The organism is Streptomyces sp. GD-15H, from assembly GCF_045291515.1.
Taxonomy (GTDB): domain Bacteria; phylum Actinomycetota; class Actinomycetes; order Streptomycetales; family Streptomycetaceae; genus Streptomyces.
Genome location: NZ_CP149447.1, coordinates 7650341 through 7668986, shown reverse-complemented (window position 1 = coordinate 7668986; position 18646 = coordinate 7650341). Strand labels below are relative to the sequence as shown.

The following is an 18646-nucleotide window of genomic DNA, read 5'->3' as shown; positions in this document are numbered from 1 at the left end:
GAGGGTGTCCCGTAATCCTGGATCAGCCGGTCTGCGGGTCGTGCGCGCCGTTGCGGCCCGGATGGTGGGCGGTGTGCGGTTCGTGGTGCGCGGTGGCTTCGGCGACCTGCTTGAGCGCGGACGCCGTCGCGGTGTCACCCACCTTGGCGGGCTGTTCGCGCACGTGGGGTTCCGCCGGTTCGTGCTGGTGGCGGAAGGGCGCCAGCCGGTCGCCGGGACCCTGGTCGGCGGACGGTTCGGGCGCGGGCTCCGGTTCCGTTCCGGTTACCGAGCGGTGCGCCCCGTGTTCGTCGGACGGTGCTGCGTCGTTCGGTGACTCCGCGTCCGGCCGCCGGGCCGGACGCGGCTGGGTGAGCCAGGCGACGGCCGCACCGGTCAGCGCCACCGGCCACTCGACGACGCCGGCGACACCGAGCACGCCGGCTCCGGCGTAGACGGCCATGCGGCGACCGCGCGGGGACACCGCCCCGATCGCGTCCAGCGCACCGTCGGCCGCCTTCCCCACCTGTTCCGCGCCCGGCACATGCCGCAGGCCCGACGCCATGGCCCGCAAGGGCTGCGGAAGATCCGACGAACGAGACGTGTCCTGGTTCATGACGACCTCCACAAGCGCATCACCCAGGGGCACCCATCGGTTTCCCTGCCTTGCGCCCCATATTCAGCCGTGAGTGGCCGGAGCGCTTTTCTTGTTCGCCCGAGGTGCTCCCGTCGCCGTCCCGCCGCCCGGACAGCGGTCCCTACGCCTCGTGCCTCCGTCAGTGTCGGACCGGGTGCCCCGGGTACTCAGTGCTCACACAGCGGCCGATCCGTCCCCGGGGCAGGGGCGTGGGGCTGCGGCCGTGCGGATCGTCCGGTCGGGCGAGGGGAGAGGTCATGACGGAGAACGGCGACGGCGCCCCGCTCGTCCGGCGACCGGAGGCAACCGGCCTTGGTCCGGCCACGGACGCGCCCGGCCGGACCAAGGTCGGCACGGCACGTGCCGGGGAGGAGAACACCGAGCTCCCGCGCGACCGCAACCAGGCCATCCTGGAGGCGGCCAAACAGGTCGGGGCGGTACTCAAACGGAACGGGCACCGTTTCGCACTGGCCGGCAGCGTCGCCGTCCACGCCCATGGCGGCAGCGGGAACCTCCAGCACGACGTCGACTTCTGCGTCCGCCCCGAGGACGCCGAATCCGTGGCCGCCACACTCGACTCGGCCGGGCTGACGGTGTACACGCCGCCGGAGGACTGGCTGATCAAGGCGACGTGTTTCGGCCAGGACGTCGACATCATCTTCGAGCTGGCGCACCGGCCCGTCTCCACGGAGATGCTCGACCGGGCGGAGGAACTCCCGGTGGAGTCGGTGCGCATGCCCGTCCTGGCGCCGACCGACCTGCTGTGGAGTCTGATCGCCGCCTTCTCCGAGCACCACGTCGACTTCGGCGCGGTCCTGCCCATCGCCCGGGCCCTGCGCGAGAAGGTCGACTGGGACCGGGTGCGGCGCGACTGCGGGGACGCGCCCATGCCGGCCGCCTTCTTCTTCCTGCTGGAACGCCTGGGCGTCATCCGGGCGCCCCGCCTCCCGGACACCCCGTCGTCCGGGGAAACCGTCATCCGTGAGCCCTCGGAAGGAGCATCCCCATGAGCACCCAAGGCGTCGAACCGGCGGGGGGCGTGCCCCCGGCGCAGAGCCGGGAGTACCGCGTCGCCCATCTCCAGGACCGTCTCGCCGCCGGGGAGCTCGGTGAACTCGGCGTGCGGTTCGAGGTCCGCGGCGAGGCCGTGCTGGTCACGGGGACCGTTCCCTCGGCCCCCGCTCGCGAGGAGGTCCTGCGCCTCGTGCGCGAGGAGCTCGCCGGGCTTCCGGTGCACTGCGATGTCGTGGTCAGCGAGACGTCGTCGCCCGACCGGGCGGAGGAGCTGGCATGATCCGGATCGCCGCTGTCGGGGACATCCACATGGGGCCCGACAGCCAGGGGCTGCTCCGTCCCGCGTTCGACACCCTGCCCGACTGCGCCGACCTGCTGCTGCTGGCGGGCGATCTCACCCGGCACGGCACCCCGGGAGGCTCGCGTGGTGGCCGACGAGATCCGGGGCCTCGCCGTCCCGGTGGTCGCCGTGCTCGGCAACCACGACCACCACGACGACCGCCCGGACGAGGTCACGGCCATCCTGCGGGACGCCGGCGCCCGGGTCCTGGAAGGCGAGGGGACGGTCGTGCGCAGTGGTGGCACGCGCGTCGGGGTGGCCGGCACCAAGGGGTTCGGGGGCGGGTTCGTCGGGCGCAGCGCCGGGGAGTTCGGCGAGCCGGTGATGAAGGAGTTCGTCCGGCACTCGCGCCGGTGCGCCGACGGTCTGCGGGCGTCCTTGGAGCGGCTGGACGCGGAGGGCTGCGACCTCCGGATCGCGCTCACCCACTTCTCCCCCGTGCCGGAGACCCTGGCCGGGGAACCGCTGGAGCTCTATCCGTTCCTGGGCAGCTATCTGCTGGCCGAGGCGATCGACACGGCCGGCGCCGACCTCGCCGTGCACGGGCACGCGCACGCCGGCACGGAGCACGGCATGACCAGCGGAGGCGTCAAGGTGCGCAATGTCGCCCAGCCGGTCATCGGCCGCGCCTTCCACGTCTATCATCTGCCGGTCCCAGAACGCGTGAGCACGTCAGCCGGTACCGAAGCGTCCGGCTGACCACAGCCGCACACCCCGCTCGTCCCAGCGCCGTCGGCACACGCCGGCGGCGCTTCCCGTTGCGCCTGCCCGGGGCGCGGACCACGCTCACCGGCCCGGATCCGCGGCCGTCCGCGCGGGGCGCCGCCCGGGTCGGACCCGAGCCGGACGACCGGCGCGCAGCCTGACCGGGGAAGCCCAGGAGCGCCGGCTGATCGACGGGGGCCTCGACCGCCCTGTGGAACGTGCTGCCGCAACGAGTGTGTTTCTCGCAGCTCAGAAGGGACCCCGACTCCGCCACCGCCGGCCACGGAGCTCACCTGCACCTCCGTGGCCGGCGGTGGGCTCGTCCGGCCCGCGGCCCGCCTGACCACGCCCGGTGACTGCCGTCGCGCCCTGGTACTGCACATGGCGCGTTCGCCTCACCAAAGCGCGAACCCGGCGCGCTCCTGACATCGCGTCGGGCGCCGCGGGCAAGACCTAGGTCCTGTCCGGCGTTCCACGTCGGATCGGTCCGCGGGGTCCGGTGCCGTGCATCGCAGGGCGGAGGGTCGTCCTCGTACGGGACCGTACGCGGGTGTGCCCGGCAACGCGGCGGGGTGCGGCAGCGGACCCCGCGGGCCCGGCGGGAACCGCCGGACGGGCCCCGGGGCCCGCGACAGCCGACCTCCGGAACGAAGGAGACGTACCGAATGGTCCTCAGACATGCCCGGACCGCGCGCCGAGTGGCCCTGGCCGCGCTCGGCGGTCTCGTCCTCACCGGCATCCCCTCCGTCGCGGCGGCCGGGCCCATGCCCGTGGGAGGACCCGTGCCCGGCGCCGACCGGCCGTCGGCGCAGCTGCTCAGCGCCCTGCAGCGCGATCTGAAGCTGACTCCGGCCCAGGCGTCCGAACGGCTGGCCAACGAGGGGGAGGCGGGCACCCGCGCGGGCCGTCTGCGCATCGCCCTGGGCGACCGGTTCGCCGGCGCCTGGGTGCACGGCGCGGCCTCCGAGAAGCTCACGGTCGCGACCGTCGACGCCAAGGACGTCTCCGTCATCGAGGCCCAGGGTGCGACGGCCGCGGTCGTCCAGCGGACGCTGTCCGAGCTCGTGGCGGCCAAGGAGAAACTGGACTCGGCGGCCACCCGCGTCAAGACCCTGGACACGCCCGTGTGGTACGTCGACGTGCCGAAGAACCGCGTCATGGTGCAGGCGAGAAACCAGGCGGCCGGCGCCGCCTTCGTCGAGGCGGCGGGGCTCCGGAGCTCGCACGTCGGCATCCGCACGACGACGGACCGGCCGCGCCTGATGCCGGACATCACCGGCGGCGACGCCTTCTACATCAACGACACCGCCCGCTGCTCCGTCGGATTCTCCGTCACCCGGGGTGGGCAGCAGGGCTTCGTCACCGCGGGCCATTGCGGCAACCCCGGCGCGGTGACGACCGGTGACGACCGCACCGCCCAGGGCACCTTCCAGGCCTCGACGTTCCCCGGCAAGGACATGGCGTGGGTGGACACCAACGACCAGTGGACGGCCACGCCCGGCGTCAAGGCGCAGGACGGTCAGGAGGTGCAGGTCACCGGCTCGACGCAGGCCCTCGTCGGGGCCGCGGTGTGCCGGTCCGGTTCGACCACCGGATGGCACTGCGGGACGATCCAGCAACACGACACGAGCGTCAGCTACCCCGAGGGCACGGTCGACGGGCTGACCCGGACCACGGTGTGTGCCGAGCCGGGCGACTCCGGCGGGCCGTTTGTCGCGGGCGTCCAGGCGCAGGGCGTCACCTCCGGCGGCTCCGGGAACTGCACCGGCGGTGGCACGACGTTCTACCAGCCGGTCAACCCGATCCTCAGCGACTTCGGCCTCGTCCTCACCACCGCCACCCAGGCCACGACACCGGCCCCGCCGGACGGGGCTGCCCAGGAGTGGACCGAGGGCCGGGTGTACGAGGCCGGGGCCGTGGTGACCCGCGACGGCGTGCGCTACCAGTGTCTGCAGCCCCACCAGGCCCAGGGCGCGTGGGCACCGGCCGGCACCCCGGCCCTGTGGCAGCGCGTGTGACCGTGGGGGGATCCGTACGGCCCGTCCGGCGCCGGTGGCTGCCTCGTGGCCGCGAACGGGTCGTGGGCGTGCGCGGTGCTCCGCGGCCACCGGTGGGCCCCGCGGGTGAGTACCGTGCTCACCTCGTCGATAGGGCGACGGGGCACGCCGGGCCCACGCGGATACGGCGCCGTCCCGGGTCGCGTCGACCTCCTGTTCGACCAGTCCGGCGACGCAGTCGGGCGCCGGCAGCGGCAGCGTGCGGCCGATAGGGGCGGCTGAGTACGTCCACGGCCGCCGGGTGCCCTGCCGGGGTCTTCGGACACCGCGGGCCGGGCGGGCGGCCCCGGCCGGTGTGGCCGAGGCCACGTCCCGAAGGAGACCGGGGCCATGTTCGACCGGGTGTGCCGGAAGTTACCGTTTCCGGGCAGATGTCCCTGACCCCACCAGCTCGGACGGCCCGGCAGTGAAAGCAGATCTCTCCCCGGTCATCGCGGCGACCACGCAGTGGCTGACCCGTTCCTTCCCCGCCTCCGGCGGAGCGCTCGCCTCCGCCCTGTGCGAGGTGCAGGCGCGGCAGGCGGTGACGGCCGCCGCGTGGCTCCGATACCCGACGACGATGGACGCCGCTCTGGTCGGCCTGGCAGGCCCGGGTGGTTCGGCTCGGCTCGACCGGGTCACCGGCGCGGACAGCACAGGCACGGACGACACGGACGCCTGGCGCACCTGGGTGGACGAGGTCGTGACCAGCTGGGCGGCATGCCTGCTCGCCGACCCGGGCACAGCCTCCCGCGCGGTGACCGCGCTCGCCAGGGGAGTTCACACCCCCGGTACGCCGGCCGAGTTCCGGCGGCTGCTCGCACCCGACGAGACCGACCGGAGGGCAGCGGCGCTGCTGCGCCACCCCGACCTGCTGGCACCCGTGGCCGAACTGCACCGCTCCCACCTGCTCGACCGTCTCCGCCCAGGCCACACGCTCCTCGCCTGACGCCAAACCCCGTACGCGCCCTGCTGTCCGGGCCCCTCGCGGCCCGGACAGGTCGACGGGTCAGGCGGCCGTCTCCAGTGCGGCCCGGCCGGTCACATCGCCCTCCTCGGCCCGCAGCACCACCGGTGTGGCCGTCCGGCGCCCCCGCAGCAGATGCCCCGCTCCGATCGCCCCGGCGATGATCAGCCCACCGGTGATCAGGGCGCCGCGCGGACCGGCCAGCTCCATGAGGAGGCCGAGTGCGGGCGGACCGCCCAGGCTCCACACCGTGCCGATGCTGCCCCAGACCCCGAGCACGCGTCCGCGCAGATGGGCGGGCGGGTCGGTCTGCAGGACGGCCGTTCCGGCGGTGTCGGAGACTGACTCCACGACGGCCATGGGCAGCACGAGCACCAGGAGAACGGCCAGCGAGGGTGACAGCCCCGCCACCACCTGCAGCAGGGCGCCCGTCGCCGCGAGGGCGCCCACGATCCGTACGGACGGCCTGCGCAGCCGGGCACCGAGGATCGCCCCGAGGATGCCGCCGACGGCGAGGACGGTGGAGACCGTGCCGAACGCCCCGGCGCCGCCCGCGAGCGGCCCGGTGACCAGGACGGCCAGGGTGAGCCCGTAGTTGCGGCCGAAGACGGCGCTGATCCCGGTGACTCCGGCGAGCGCGAGCAGACGCGGCCGGCCGGCGAAGAAGGTCAGCCCCTCGCGCACGGTCATCTCCTGGTCCGGGCGCCTGCGCTCCTCGGCCACGCGCTGGGCGGTTTCCGGTGCCGGACGCAGGAACGGGATGACCGCGGTCACGAAGAGGAAGGAGAGCCCGTTGGCGAAGTACGCGGCGGAGGTACCGAGGTACCCGACGGTCACTCCGGCCAGGGCGGCACCCGCGAGCCGGCCGGAGTTGTGCACCAGCGCGCCCACCCCGATGGCCGAGGGCACGTCCTCGGCGGGGACGAGATCGTTGCCCAGCAGGGCGCAGGCCGGGTTGTCGACGGTGGCGACGACGCCGGTCACGGCGGCCAGCACCATCAGCGAGGTCATGTCGAGCCGGTCCAGTGCCACAAGGACGGCCGTGGTGAACGCGATCACGCCGAGCAGGGCCTGGCTGACGGCGGCCGTGAACTTGCGCGGCCAGCGGTCGACCGCCGCGCCGCCGAGAAGACTCATCAGCAGGGCCGGAACGGCCTGCACGGACATGGACAGGCCGGTCGCGGCGGCGGACCCGGTGATCTGGAGGACGAGCAGGTTCTGCACCGTGAGCTGCATCCACGTACCGGCGTTCGACACGAAGTTCGCGACGGACCACCAGCGCATGCTGCGGTGTCTCAGGGCCCGCCACGGCGAGTGCGACTCGGGCTTGGCGGGCGCGGAGGCGGGGACCGGCACGGGGGTGGGCAGGGCGGGGCTGGGCGAGGAAGACACAGTGCGCTACTCGAAGACGAGTCGGAGGACTCAGCAGGAGGGGCACGGAAGCGGAACGCCGGCTGCGCTGCGCGGCGGCTCCCGTCACCGGGACAAGGCGCGGACCATCGTGGCAGAAGGGACGGCCGAGTCGGTTCCGGCGCGCCTCCCGGAGCGGTCGTGCACGCACCAAACACGCTGAACCGTCCGGAACTTGGGGGAGCGAGTGGGGTTGATCACAATGGCCGGGCGCGCGATGACGGCACGATGACGGGGGTGACCGCGGTGACACACGCGAAGGACCCCGGTCACCGCCGTCAAGAGACGGAGCGCACCCGGTGCCGGAGCATGAAGACGACTCGGGCGGGCGAGCCGGTCACCGTGGCCGGTGACGGGAGCCGCCCGTGCGCGCCGTGGTACGTCGACGACGCGGCCGACGGTGCGCTGCCGCCGGACGGCCGGTGCGGCCGCCCTCACGGGTGGTTCCGGCCGCAGTCCGGCGGTGGCCACGGGGCACGCCGCCGACCAGTGGCTTCCGTAGCGGGGTGACGCGGTGACGTAGCGGGCGCGGCGTGACGCGGGAGGGGCCCGTCGCGTCTCGCGTCGACGGGCCCCTCCCGCGGGTCCCTGTGTGTCCGTGCTCTCCGCATGTCCCGACCGCGTCGGACCCTCGGACGGCGTCGGACCGTCGGACGGCGTCAGTCGAGCTTGCCGCGACCGCTCAGCGCGTCGCGGAGCCGGTCGACCAGGCCGGCGCCCGGTGCCAACAGTTTGTTGGCCGGGGGCTTGTCCGGCGCGGCGGGGTGCGGCCGGGTCGGGGCCGTCTTCTTGGCCTGCCGGACCTTGTCACCGAGCTGGTCGAGCTGTTCCGGGAACAGGACGCGCGCAGCATGGGGAACAGGTTCTGCTCCTCGTCGGCGATATGCTCGCGGATCTCGCTCATCAGCATGCCGACGAGCCGGTCGAACTCGGCGTCGCCCGCGTCGCGGCTCTCCAGATCCTTCATGAGCTGCTCGGCCTTGGCGTGGTCCGCGAGTTCCTTGTCGGCCAGGGTGTTCCCGTTCTCCACGTGCTCGCGCACCGCCGGGTAGAGATAAGCCTCCTCCGCCACCGAGTGCCGGACGAGCTCGATCGTCGCCTGGTCTGCGTACACCTTGCGGTCCTTGTGGCCGAGCGGCAAAGCGTCGATCTTGCCGAAGATGTCCTCGACTTCCCGGTGATCGGTCACCAGCTCGTCGATGACGTTGCCTCCGTGTCCCATGTCCTTCACCTCCGGATCGTGGTGGCACCCGGCCGGGTCCACTCACCCTCGAGTCCCCCGGGCTCCGAGGGGCTAACGCGATTCGGGACCCCCGTCGGCGCTGTCACGGGTCCCTGGTCAACCGGGCAGCTTGGCCCGGACGCGAGCGACCGCCGCGGCGGGGCGGGCTCCCGCCCGGGCGGCGTGCCGTACCAGGTGGGCATCGCGACGCAGTTCGTGGGCCGTGTGACGGCCGCGCCACAGCAGCGAGGGGGCGGCTCCGGTGTCGTCGACGGTGATCAGCAGACCGCCGAGCATGGCCAGGTTCTTGAGGAAGTGGATGCGCTGCTGGACACGCTGGGAGGCGTCGTCCTCCTCCCAGAAACGGTGCCCGGCGAGCGTCGTGGGCACGAGCGTGGCCGCGAGCGCGAGCGCGGCCGGGCGTGGGACGCGTCCGGCGGCCAGCAGCAGCCCGGCCACGACCTGTACGGCGCCGTTGAGCCGTACGGCCTGCTCGGTGCGGTCCGGGAGCACGGCGACGCGTTCGGTGACGGGCCGGACGACGGGCTCGGCGACCGGGACGACGTTCCTGGGGTTGCGAACTGTTTCCAGACCGCCCGCGACGAACATCGATGCCAGCATCGGGCGGCCGACGGCGCGCAACAGACTCATGGCCTTCTCCTGGTGGGTCTCGGGGGTGCCGGTGGGGGTCCGTGGTGCGGGTCGTCGGGTTCCCCCGCGGGAACGGACCATTCGGCGACACCTGCTCCGGGGAGGGCGGATGCCGTCTCACCAGAACCGGTTCGTGAGCGCGGGCTGGTGGACCGCCTGGGCGGCGTCGCGCAGGCTCAGGGCGACGCTGATGGTGGCGCGCAGCGCCGACGGCCGTACCGTCTGGGCGGTCTCGGTGGCCAGGACGAGCAGGCAGGCCGCGGCCTGTTCCACCACGGAGACCGGGAGGGTGTAGTCGCTGTCGGCGGCGGTGCGGAACGCCTTCAACGGGATCCCGGCCCCGTCGACGGTCCGTTTCGCGGCCTGCTCCAGGTGCTGGGCGGCCTGGTCGCACACGGAGGCGGGCAGGGTGAGGGTGCGTTGGAACGATGCGCTTGTCATGACCCGATTGGTCCCCCGGAACCGGCCCGTTCGATCGGTGGGCAGCGCGTTTTCACCGTCCCGCGTGACGAGTCGGGGGCGGTTGTCGGACGTGGAGGGGCGCACCGGAGCCCGGGCTCGGGTGCCGTGCGTTCCCGCCCGCCGTGCCGCGGTACACGACGGAAACAGCCCCGGGCCGACCCCGTGGCGGGGTCGGCCCGGGGCCGGGGACCTGTTCAGCGGGTCACCACGTGCCGTTCATCGGGGACGCAGTGGGTCATCGTCAGTCCCCGCACGTCGCGCGGCGGGTTGTCGCCCAGGTTGGCGAGCCGCTTGCGGTCCTTGTCGGTGAGGTCCTGGCCCGCCAGGGGTTCCAGACCGGCGACGTCCCCCGGAGCGATGCCGAGTCCGTCGCCGACCCTGCGGCCGAGGTCGTTCTCGACCAGCAGGAAGTGCCACACCATGCGCTCCTGCACCGGCCGGTCGCACTGGGAGAGCAGGGCGACGAAGTTCTTCACCAGGTCGTCGCGCTCCCAGTCCTCCATGAGCAGGTAGCGCTGGCCCGCCTGGAGGTAGTCGTTGGCGCGGGGGATGCGCTTGCGGGTGAGGTAGCCCCGGATCTCCGGGCCCTGCTCGTCATGCGACGGCTCCTTGGCCTCGCGCAGACCGCCGATGATCGACGGCTCGTAGTTGACCTGGGGGTTCTCCCCCGCCTGGTCCACGAGGTAGGTCATCTGGCCGTCGCGTTGGTTGGTGTTCACCTCGGCGGCCTTGGCCTGGTTGACGGGGAGCTGGAGGTAGTTCGGGCCGACACGGTGGCGCTGGGTGTCGCTGTAGGAGAAGGTCCGGCCGACGAGCATCTTGTCGTCGGAGAAGTCCAGGCCGTCGACGAGGACACCGGTGCCGAAGGAGATCTGCTCGTTCTCGGCGAAGTAGTTCTCCGGCATCCGGTCGAGCACCATCCGGCCGACCGGCTTCGGAGGGAAGTCCTGCTCGGGCCAGGTCTTGGTGTCGTCGAGCGGGTCGAAGTCCAGTTCCGGGTGGTCGTGGTCGTCCATCATCTGGACGAGCAGTTCCCACTCCGGGTACTCGCCGCGCCCCACCGCCTCGTAGAGGTCCTTGGTGGCGTGGCCGAGGGAGCCCGCCTGGACGTTCGCGGCGTCGTCCTCGGTCATGGAGCGGACGCCCGCTTTGGGCATCCAGTGGTACTTGACGAGCTTGGTCTCGCCCTCGGCGTTCACCCATTTGTAGGTGTTCACGCCGAAGCCCTGCATGTGACGGTAGTTGGCGGGGATGCCGCGCGGACTGAACAGGTTGACCAGCATGTGCATGCACTCGGGCGTCTGCGACATGAAGTCGAAGATGCGCCGCGGCTGCTGCTCGAAGGTGACGGGGTCGGGCTTGAGGGCATGGATGACGTCCGGGAACTTGATCGCGTCCCGGATGAAGAAGACGCCGAGGTTGTTGCCGACGAGGTCCCAGTTGCCGTCCTCCGTGTAGAACTTCACGGCGAAGCCGCGCGGGTCCCGGGCGGCCTCGGAGGAGTCGCGTCCGCCGATGACGGTGGAGAACCGGACGGCCACGTCCGTGCGCTTGCCGCGCTCCTGTAACAGCAGGGCCCGGGTGTAACGGCTGATCGGCTCGTCGCCCCAGGTGCCGTAGGCCTCGAAGTGACCGAACGCGGTCACCCCCCGGGCGTGTACGACGCGCTCGGGGATGCGTTCCCGGTCGAAGTGGCTGATCTTCTCCAGGAACTGGTAGTTCTCCAGCGTGGCGGGCCCGCGGGCGCCGACCGTGCGCTGGTTCTGGTTGTCGTGGACCGGATGGCCCTGCCGGTTGGTGAGTACCTTGCGGTCGTCGCCCGGAGCAGGGCCCCGGCTCGAAACGTCCGTCATGTTCGTGGACTCCTTCGGCTACTCATGACTGGTGGCGGGCCGGGACACGGTGGCGTGTGGCCGTGGGCCGGTCGTCGCGGGCCGGTCCGGGTGCTCCGTTCCTCCGGTGTCCCGGGCTCGTGGGCTCCCCCGGCTCCGGGGCCGCGTGGTCGCTCACGCGTCGTTGGCCCCGCTCGCGGAACGTCCGCCGCCGGACGGCCTGGCCGCGCGCATCGCGCGCGTCCCGCCGGTGGCGTGCGTACGAGGGCCATGCTGCCGTGCCTCACGGAGAGCGGCGACTCGGAGCGGCGGCGCGCACTCTTACGGCGTGCAGGTCGGTGCGAGAACGGCGGGACCGCCCGCGGCTCCCACGGCTGCCACGGTTGCGGGCAGGCGGGGGGTCCTGGTGAGGAAGACCCACGGGAGCGCGACCGGTCCCCCGTTCCGGTCGTGCTCCCGCGGCAAGGACGAACCTATGTGAACGGCGACGCGGGTGTGTATCGCACTGATGCCCGCTGCGACGGCCGCAGGACTCAGCCGTGCACAGGTGAGTCCGGTAAAATCCGTTTCACCCCGTACGCAGCCGGTCACGGAACCGTCGAAAATTCGGCTTGGTCCGTCGTTCACCCGGATGAGGGTGCCGGTACGGCCCCCGCGAACACCGGGTGCTCCAGGTCTCCCAGCGCCAGATGGGCCAGCACGACCTCGTACAGGTCGGTCCCGGCGGCCAGCAGCTGGCGTTCCAGGACCGGCTCGGCGCTGCGTACGTGCTCGCGCACGGTCTGCGGGTGGACGCCCAGGACCTGCGCGGCCCGCTCGGCGTTGACGCCTGCGGCGATCCAGGTACGCAGCGTGCGCCGCAGGGGGCGGGCGTCCTGGTCCAGCCGTTCGAGCAGCTCTCCGGCCCAGGAGCGTACGGCGGACCCGGACACCAGATGTGCGAGCCCCGGGGCGGGTGTCGCGCAGGCACCGCGCGCCTGTCCGTCCTGGAGGTTGATCTGGGTGTGCAGCGCCAGGTGCACGACGGCACGGGCGGTGACATCGTCGAAGCCGGTGCCCAGCATGGTCTCGACGCGTTCCATGCGGGCGCGCACCGTGTTGCGGCTCACGCCGAGGATCTTGGCCGTGTTGACGGCGGTGAACTCCAGGCCGAGGCGGGTGGTGGCGAGGAGTTCGGCGCGGGTGTGGTGCGGCACGGCGTCCAGTGGGCGCAGCAGCCGGGCCGTCCAGTCGCGCAGCGCCGCCGGGTTCATCAGCCGCTCGGGATGGGTGCGCTCGGCGTACACCGCCGTCTTGTCCGGACGGAAGCGTGCCACGGCGAGGGCACTGACGGCCTGCCCGTACGCGGTGGCGGTCCGGGCGAGGTTCTGCCGGACGCTGCCCCCGAGGAAGGTGTCCGGGTGCCGTGCGACCAGGGACTTCAGTGCGGCGGCGGTGGCCTCGCGGGGGCTGACGACGATCACGTGCCCGTCCATGGCCGGGCACCGCACGACCAGGGCCTTCTCCTCCGTGGTGTCCAGGCACTCCTCCGCGAGGCGGTCGCGGTGGGCGGGCTCGGACTCGACGATGTAGACGCATGCCGTGTCGGCGTCGAGCAGGCCCGGCCAGAGTCCCGCGGCCACCCGGCGGGCGGCGACGGTGTCCTCGACCATGAGGAGTTGCAGGATCGCCAGCCGCAGATCGGCGCTGGCCCGCCGCAGCTGCTGCCCGGCCGCGGCGGTCTCGCGGGCGGTCAGCAGCAGCTCGACGACCTGGGCGGTGTGCGTGACGATGTCGGCACTGCGCCGGTCGAACGGGGCGTCGCGGGAGACGGCCAGTGCCCAGACCTCGGAGGGATGTCCGACCTTCACCAGGCGCAGGTGGTGTTCGCCGTCCTCCCAGGCGGCGGAGGCGATCCGGCCCGAGGTGACATCGGCGACGAGGTCCTCGTCCAGCGGCAGCCGGGTCCCGGCGACGAGGATGCCGACGGCGTCCCGGAGAGCCACCGACGCGTGCACGGTGCCGGCGAGCCAGTCGACGATCCTGCGGACGTCACGGCCCGCCGGCCGCAGGTGCCCCAGCAGTTCCTGTGCCCACCCGGGTTGCTCCGGTCGCTCCCCTGCCGCCGGCTCCGGCCGTCGGCCTCCGTCCTTACGGGCTGCCACCTCGGTCTTCCCCTCGTTCCGCCGGGCGCCTTCCGCCGGCCCCGGACGTTACCCCACCGATCGCCGAGCTCACTACGGGCTGGGCGCGGCATCCGGGGTGCCCGGTACCCGGACGGGCACCGGGCGGGGGTGTGCAGCGCTGCCGTCCGGGCGGCATAAGCTCGGTGAATGGCGAAGTACTTCGACGTGCACCCCGACAACCCCCAGCCGCGTACCATCGCCCAGGTCGCCGGCAGCATCCGCGCCGACGCCCTGGTCGCGTACCCCACGGACTCCTGCTACGCGCTCGGCTGCCGACTGGGCAGCCGGGAGGGCATCGACCGGATCCGTACCATCCGCAAGCTGGACGACCGCCACCACTTCACTCTGGTGTGCCGGGATTTCGCGCAGCTCGGCCAATTCGTACGGATCGACAACGACGTGTTCCGCGCGGTCAAGGCCTCCACGCCGGGCAGCTACACGTTCATCCTGCCCGCGACGAAGGAGGTGCCGCGCATGCTGCAGCATCCGAAGAAGAAGACCGTCGGCGTGCGCATCCCCGAACACGTCGTCACCCAGGCGCTGCTCGCGGAGCTCGGTGAGCCCCTGCTGTCCAGCACCCTGCTGTTGCCCGGCGAGGACGAGCCGATGACCCAGGGCTGGGAGATCAAGGACCGGCTCGACCATGTGGTGGACGCGGTGCTCGACTCAGGAGATTGCGGCACCGAGCCGACAACGGTGATCAACTTCTCGGGCGGGGAGGCGGAGATCGTACGGCGCGGCGCGGGCGACACCTCACGGTTCGAGTAGCGGCATCCGGGAGGCGGCACGGACGTGATGAGCAAAGGAGCTTCTCCTCAACCGAGTTGACCCGGATACGGCCGAAGCGCCGGGCCCACGGCGTGTCAGGATGGGCGTGCTCCGTCCCGCGCCGCGGGTGCGGGTCCCGGCCGGCCTCCCGCAGAGAGGCGTCCACCTGTCATGACCGCCGTACGGGGGACCACCGTTCACATCGCCACCGAGGACGGCATCGCCGCGTACGACAAGGAGGCGGACGAGCGCCACTGGGCCGTGGTGCCGGATTCGTTGAGCCGCGCCTTCTGAGCGGCTTCCGGACGGGGCCGGCCGGTCGGCCGGTCACCAGCGTCCCGGGGCGGTTCCGGTGACCGGCTCCGAGGGGCGGCCGTCGACACCCACCGGCACGTCACCGGTGAGCATCACCCGGTGCATGATCCGCGGGTGGCCGAGGTGGGCGGCGTCACCAGGGGCCAGGTGGATGGTGGCACGGTTGTCCCAGAAGGCCATGCTGCCCGGCTCCCACCTGAAGCGCACCGTGTACTCGGGCCGGGTCGCCTGCTCCAGCAGCATCTCCAGGACGGCGTGGCTCTCCGGCCGGGACAGGCCGGTGATCTGCTCGACGTAGTAGCCGTTGACGAACAGCACCCGCTCCCCCGTCTCCGGATGGACCCGCACCACGGGGTGCTCGGAGGCCGTCTGGTGGTCCAGCAGGTGCCGCAGATAGGCGTCGTCGCCGGGCCGGGGCTGGTAGCCGACCCCCAGCCGGTGCTCGGCGCGCAGCCGGTCGGCGAACTCTCGTACCGGAGCGGACAGTCCGGCGTAGGCGGCGGCCAGATTCGACCAGGTGGTGTCGCCTCCGTAGGGCGGGACGGTCTCCGCGCGCAGGATCGTCGCGGCGGGCGGGTCGACGCGGGCGCCGTGGTCGCAGTGCCAGCCGCGCAGCAGGGTGTGGCGGCGGCGCCGCAGCCATTCGTCGTGCTCCATACCGAACCGTCCGCCGAGCTCCAGCCGGTCGGCGGTCGTCTCGATCTCGGGGAAGCCGGGCGGCGAGGCCTTCCCGCGCCGGGGCAGGACGACCGGCTCACCGAACCGCCGCGCCAGCGCCACATGTCCGGCGTGGTCCAGGCGCTGTCCGCGGAAGAACACCACCTTCCAGCGCAGCACCGCCTCCCGGACGGCGGCGATCACGGCGTCGCCGGGCTCGTCGGCGAGGTCGACGCCGGTGATCTCGGCACCGATGTGCCCGGCGACCGGACGCACCTCGACACCCGCGCTCTTCTCGACGTCCTCCCCACCGCCCACCCCGCGCTCCGTGCTCCCTCCGCTCTCCCCGCCCACACCGCTTCCGCCCGTCGTCATGTGCGCCCCCTCCGTCGGTCTGCATGGATCCATGCCGGTTCATGCGAGTCGTCCCGTCCGTCCGGCCCGCCCGTCAGGTTGATCATTGACTGTCCGGTCGGTGAGGCTGGAGGGTGACGACACTGTCCATGGGAGGGTCCCCTCGTGATCAGCATCCCGAACCACACGCTCAACGACGGCACGACGATCCCCGCCCTCGGTCTGGGCACCTGGCCGATGGACGACGCGCAGGCGGAGCAGTCGGTGACGGCGGCCCTGGAGATGGGCTACCGCCTCGTCGACACGGCGACGAACTACCGCAACGAGACCGGTGTCGGTCGTGCCGTGGCCCGCGCCGACGTCCCGCGCGAGGAGGTCGTCGTGACGACGAAACTCCCCGGCCGCCACCACGGGTACGAGGAGACCCTCGCCTCCTTCGAGGAGTCCCGCGCGCGTCTCGGGCTGGAGTACGTCGACCTGTATCTCATCCACTGGCCGCTCCCCGGGTCGACAAGTACGTCGGCTCCTGGAAGGCCATGATCAAACTGCGCGAGGACGGGCTCGTACGCTCGATCGGGGTCTCCAACTTCGCGCCCGCCCACATCGAACGGCTGGAGAAGGAGACCGGGGTGCTGCCGTCGGTCAACCAGGTCGAGCTGCACCCTTTCTTCCCCCAGGAGGAGCTGCGTTCCTACCACGCGGACAAGGGCGTACTCGTCGAGAGCTGGAGCCCGCTGGGCCGGGGTTCAAAGGTGCTGGACGACCTGACCGTGGCCTCGGTGGCCGAGGCCCACGGGGTCACACCGGCCCAGGCGGTGCTGCGCTGGCACATCCAGCTCGGCGCGCTGCCCGTGCCCAAGTCGGCCGACCCCGGGCGGCAGCGTGCCAACCTCGACGTCTTCGGCTTCGAACTGGACGCCGCCCAGATGCGGGCCATCACCGACCGGGCCCACCGGCGCATCGGTGGGGACCCGGAGGTGCACCAGGAGTTCTGACCGCCCCACCCCTGCCCCATCGGTGAACTCCGCCCGCCGTCCCACGGCGTCACCGCTGCTGCGGTCGCCCGCTCACGAGCGGTTCTCCGCACCCTTGGCGACTCCACGCGCCCACAGCACCAGTGGCCCCGCAGGGGCAGCCGTCCCCGGGCCGCGGCCCGCTGCGGTGTGGGGCGGCGGCTCCAGTCGACGGCCATCTTCACATGGCGGGGAGAGCGTGCGCGCGGGTGGGTGCAACTCGATCGTGTGGTGGTCGGCGGGCGGGCGGGCGGGCGGTGTGGTGGGCCGTGCGGGGTGACGTGCCCGTGCGCTCCGGGACGCCGGGTACGGCGCCGGCGCGGGTCCCCTGCTCCACCGGAGTGATGGTTCGGGGCCCCTCGTCGCCTCCGGCCGTGCTCGTGCCGCCGGGCCGTGCGGGAGCCGGCCCCGGGTGCGGACCACGCACCGGATGCGTGTCGCCGCCCCGGGGGCGAGTACGCCGGGGACCCGGGGGCACCTCCCCCGCCCTCGAGGCAGCGGGGGAGCGCCCAGGACCGTTCGGGGCGTGCGGCTGAGCGGACTCAACCCTGCTCAGCCCAGAGGAACGGTGAGCGATCGGACCGGGAAACGGTTCCTCCTCCGGCGACCTGCCCCGCGGCCTTACCGGACAGTAAGTAAGCAGGAGGGTACCGGGTCTCACCGTTCGCGTCGGGCACGGCGCGAACGGGACCGGGCGGCGCGGGCCAAAACCGTCAGGCCGCGCGGTCGGGGTGCCGCTGCGTGGCTCCAGCTCTTCGTCGAGGTCGAGGGAGGGAGCCGGTCCGGGTGATGGCCCCCGGAGACGGGAGCGTCAGGCTGTGCGCCCGGTCCAGTCAGGACACCACGGGTGTGTACCCCGGACTCCAGCCGCCCGTCGACGCTCTCGCGGTCCTGGACAAAGAAGTGCTCGCGCTGGACGAACACGGCCGGGCGAGCTTCCAGTTGCTGCAGTCCCGGATGGGTCCTGGCGCCCACTCCCGCAGAGCGGCACGGCGGACGGTGACGGTTCCCGTCCGTCTCGTGCTGCCCCACGTGGTGCATCTGTGGTGCCCCTGCTGCACGGCGAGGTGCGCTACAGCACCCGTACCCGGCGCGGAGTGCCGTGCCAGGCCGTCCTGACTGAGGCCCCGTCCGGATCTCACGCCCGAGGAGGCGGCCGCCGACATTCCGGACGACGGGGAGTGATCCGATAACGGCTCGTCGAGTGTTGGGCAGCGCTTCACCATCGGTACGCCCGTGGCCCCTTGGCACGGAAGTGCACAACCGGGATGCTGAACTCCCTTGCTCCCCACAGCCGTTGGGCTGCGCCCGGACCATGAGGAGGACGCAGTGTCGTCGAGCACGTTCCGAAAGCACCGCAGGAGATGGCTGACCGATCTCGCCGGTGCCGCCGCTCTCGTCGTCGCCTTCCCCGCCACCGCCTTCGCCGCTCCGCCGCCGGCCCTGCCGGCGAACGCGGACAGTCTCGACCGGACCTTCCAGCCCGCCTACGACTACGACACCGACGGGTGCTACCCCACCCCCGCGATCGGTCCGGACGGAACGGTCAGCCCCGGGCTCCACCCGACCGGCGCCCTCAACGGCAACTGCCGTGACGCCCCGGACCTGGACAGCACCAACGGCTACTCGCGCTCGAAGTGCAACAACGGCTGGTGCGCCATCGTCTACGCCCTGTACTTCGAGAAGGACCAGGCACTGCCGGGCGTCAGCCTCGGCGGCCACCGCCACGACTGGGAGCATGTCGTGGTGTGGGTGCAGAACAGCACGGCCCAGTACGTTGCGACGTCCCACCACGGCTCGTTCTCGATCCACGCCCGGTCGGCGGTCCGCTTCGACGGAACGCATCCGAAGATCGTGTACCACAAGGACGGCATCAGCACGCACTGCTTCCGGCTCGGCGGTTCGGGTGACGAACCGCCGGAGAACCACAAAAGCAGTTGGCAGTACCCGCCGCTGGTCGGCTGGAACGGCTATCCGGCCGGGCTGCGCGACAAACTCGTCGCCCACGACTTCGGCAGTGCGCACTTCGGTCTCAAGGACGGGAGTTTCGCCTCCCATCTGGCCGCGGCGAAGCCGTCGGGCGTACCGTTCGATCCGAACGCCTGACGCCGGCGTTCGC

General features: G+C 72.4%; 14 protein-coding genes and 4 pseudogenes. 10 read left to right on the top strand and 8 right to left on the bottom strand.

Features of this window, described 5'->3' with window-relative positions:
• Positions 1–22: 22 nt before the first annotated feature.
• Positions 23–595 carry a hypothetical protein gene (locus WJ438_RS36320; RefSeq protein ID WP_406728949.1) on the bottom strand — a complete coding sequence of 191 codons (573 nt, stop codon included), beginning with the start codon at positions 593–595 and terminating at the stop codon, positions 23–25.
• Positions 596–873: 278 nt separating this feature from the next.
• On the opposite strand from WJ438_RS36320, the gene WJ438_RS36315 reads away from it, so the two are divergent.
• From WJ438_RS36315 to WJ438_RS36295, 5 genes and pseudogenes are all read left to right on the top strand, one after another.
• Complete coding sequence (locus WJ438_RS36315; RefSeq protein ID WP_406728948.1) at positions 874–1626, top strand: nucleotidyltransferase family protein; 753 nt, start codon at positions 874–876, stop codon at positions 1624–1626.
• Positions 1623–1910 (top strand): hypothetical protein, encoded by a 288-nt coding sequence (locus WJ438_RS36310; protein WP_406728947.1) that lies wholly within the window; start codon positions 1623–1625, stop codon positions 1908–1910. Before WJ438_RS36315 ends, WJ438_RS36310 begins: the two co-directional genes overlap by 4 nt.
• Positions 1907–2669 (top strand): annotated as a pseudogene (locus tag WJ438_RS36305) (metallophosphoesterase). Before WJ438_RS36310 ends, WJ438_RS36305 begins: the two are co-directional and overlap by 4 nt.
• 671 nt (positions 2670–3340) lie before the next feature.
• A complete protein-coding gene (locus WJ438_RS36300) occupies positions 3341–4693 on the top strand; it encodes a trypsin-like serine protease (protein WP_406728946.1) in 1353 nt (450 codons plus the stop codon).
• A 445-nt stretch (positions 4694–5138) separates the two neighbouring features.
• Positions 5139–5660: a hypothetical protein gene (locus WJ438_RS36295; RefSeq protein ID WP_406728945.1), complete on the top strand. Its 522-nt coding sequence runs from the start codon at positions 5139–5141 to the stop codon at positions 5658–5660.
• A 60-nt stretch (positions 5661–5720) separates the two neighbouring features.
• On the opposite strand, the gene WJ438_RS36290 is transcribed toward WJ438_RS36295, so the two are convergent.
• The 6 genes and pseudogenes from WJ438_RS36290 to WJ438_RS36265 form a co-directional block, all read right to left on the bottom strand.
• Positions 5721–6962 (bottom strand): MFS transporter, encoded by a 1242-nt coding sequence (locus WJ438_RS36290; protein WP_406729916.1) that lies wholly within the window; start codon positions 6960–6962, stop codon positions 5721–5723.
• 785 nt (positions 6963–7747) lie between these two features.
• Positions 7748–8310, bottom strand: a pseudogene (locus WJ438_RS36285) (hemerythrin domain-containing protein).
• Positions 8311–8427: 117 nt separating this feature from the next.
• Positions 8428–8961, bottom strand: a complete 534-nt coding sequence (locus WJ438_RS36280; protein WP_406728944.1) for a DoxX family protein — start codon at positions 8959–8961, stop codon at positions 8428–8430.
• A gap of 117 nt (positions 8962–9078) precedes the next feature.
• A complete protein-coding gene (locus WJ438_RS36275) occupies positions 9079–9402 on the bottom strand; it encodes a hypothetical protein (RefSeq protein ID WP_406728943.1) in 324 nt (107 codons plus the stop codon).
• A gap of 215 nt (positions 9403–9617) precedes the next feature.
• Positions 9618–11276, bottom strand: a complete 1659-nt coding sequence (locus WJ438_RS36270) for a catalase (protein ID WP_406728942.1) — start codon at positions 11274–11276, stop codon at positions 9618–9620.
• A gap of 602 nt (positions 11277–11878) precedes the next feature.
• Positions 11879–13399 (bottom strand): helix-turn-helix domain-containing protein, encoded by a 1521-nt coding sequence (locus WJ438_RS36265; RefSeq protein WP_406728941.1) that lies wholly within the window; start codon positions 13397–13399, stop codon positions 11879–11881.
• 168 nt (positions 13400–13567) lie between these two features.
• On the opposite strand from WJ438_RS36265, the gene WJ438_RS36260 reads away from it, so the two are divergent.
• Positions 13568–14188 (top strand): L-threonylcarbamoyladenylate synthase, encoded by a 621-nt coding sequence (locus tag WJ438_RS36260; RefSeq protein WP_406728940.1) that lies wholly within the window; start codon positions 13568–13570, stop codon positions 14186–14188.
• A 171-nt stretch (positions 14189–14359) separates the two neighbouring features.
• A complete protein-coding gene (locus tag WJ438_RS36255; protein WP_406728939.1) occupies positions 14360–14482 on the top strand; it encodes a hypothetical protein in 123 nt (40 codons plus the stop codon).
• 33 nt (positions 14483–14515) lie between these two features.
• Here WJ438_RS36255 and WJ438_RS36250 read toward each other — a convergent pair whose 3' ends face one another.
• Positions 14516–15535 (bottom strand): TauD/TfdA dioxygenase family protein, encoded by a 1020-nt coding sequence (locus WJ438_RS36250; RefSeq protein WP_406728938.1) that lies wholly within the window; start codon positions 15533–15535, stop codon positions 14516–14518.
• A 144-nt stretch (positions 15536–15679) separates the two neighbouring features.
• Between WJ438_RS36250 and WJ438_RS36245 the strand changes: the two are divergent.
• The 3 genes and pseudogenes from WJ438_RS36245 (at position 15680) to WJ438_RS36235 (ending at position 18633) form a co-directional block, all read left to right on the top strand.
• Positions 15680–16509: pseudogene (locus WJ438_RS36245) on the top strand (aldo/keto reductase).
• A gap of 798 nt (positions 16510–17307) precedes the next feature.
• A pseudogene (locus tag WJ438_RS36240) lies at positions 17308–17571 on the top strand (ATP-dependent DNA ligase); the annotation flags it as partial.
• A gap of 285 nt (positions 17572–17856) precedes the next feature.
• The gene (locus tag WJ438_RS36235) at positions 17857–18633 is read left to right on the top strand and encodes an NPP1 family protein (RefSeq protein WP_406728937.1); all 777 of its coding nucleotides are present in this window, start codon (positions 17857–17859) and stop codon (positions 18631–18633) included.
• Positions 18634–18646 lie beyond the last annotated feature (13 nt).

Coding starts and splice junctions, on each gene's coding strand:
- WJ438_RS36320 (WP_406728949.1), bottom strand. CDS start 595: ATGAACCAGGACACGTCTCGTTCGTCGGATCTTCCGCAGCCCTTGCGG.
- WJ438_RS36315 (WP_406728948.1), top strand. CDS start 874: ATGACGGAGAACGGCGACGGCGCCCCGCTCGTCCGGCGACCGGAGGCA.
- WJ438_RS36310 (WP_406728947.1), top strand. CDS start 1,623: ATGAGCACCCAAGGCGTCGAACCGGCGGGGGGCGTGCCCCCGGCGCAG.
- WJ438_RS36300 (WP_406728946.1), top strand. CDS start 3,341: ATGGTCCTCAGACATGCCCGGACCGCGCGCCGAGTGGCCCTGGCCGCG.
- WJ438_RS36290 (WP_406729916.1), bottom strand. CDS start 6,962: ATGCGCTGGTGGTCCGTCGCGAACTTCGTGTCGAACGCCGGTACGTGG.
- WJ438_RS36280 (WP_406728944.1), bottom strand. CDS start 8,961: ATGAGTCTGTTGCGCGCCGTCGGCCGCCCGATGCTGGCATCGATGTTC.
- WJ438_RS36275 (WP_406728943.1), bottom strand. CDS start 9,402: ATGACAAGCGCATCGTTCCAACGCACCCTCACCCTGCCCGCCTCCGTG.
- WJ438_RS36270 (WP_406728942.1), bottom strand. CDS start 11,276: ATGACGGACGTTTCGAGCCGGGGCCCTGCTCCGGGCGACGACCGCAAG.
- WJ438_RS36260 (WP_406728940.1), top strand. CDS start 13,568: ATGGCGAAGTACTTCGACGTGCACCCCGACAACCCCCAGCCGCGTACC.
- WJ438_RS36255 (WP_406728939.1), top strand. CDS start 14,360: ATGACCGCCGTACGGGGGACCACCGTTCACATCGCCACCGAGGACGGC.
- WJ438_RS36250 (WP_406728938.1), bottom strand. CDS start 15,535: ATGACGACGGGCGGAAGCGGTGTGGGCGGGGAGAGCGGAGGGAGCACG.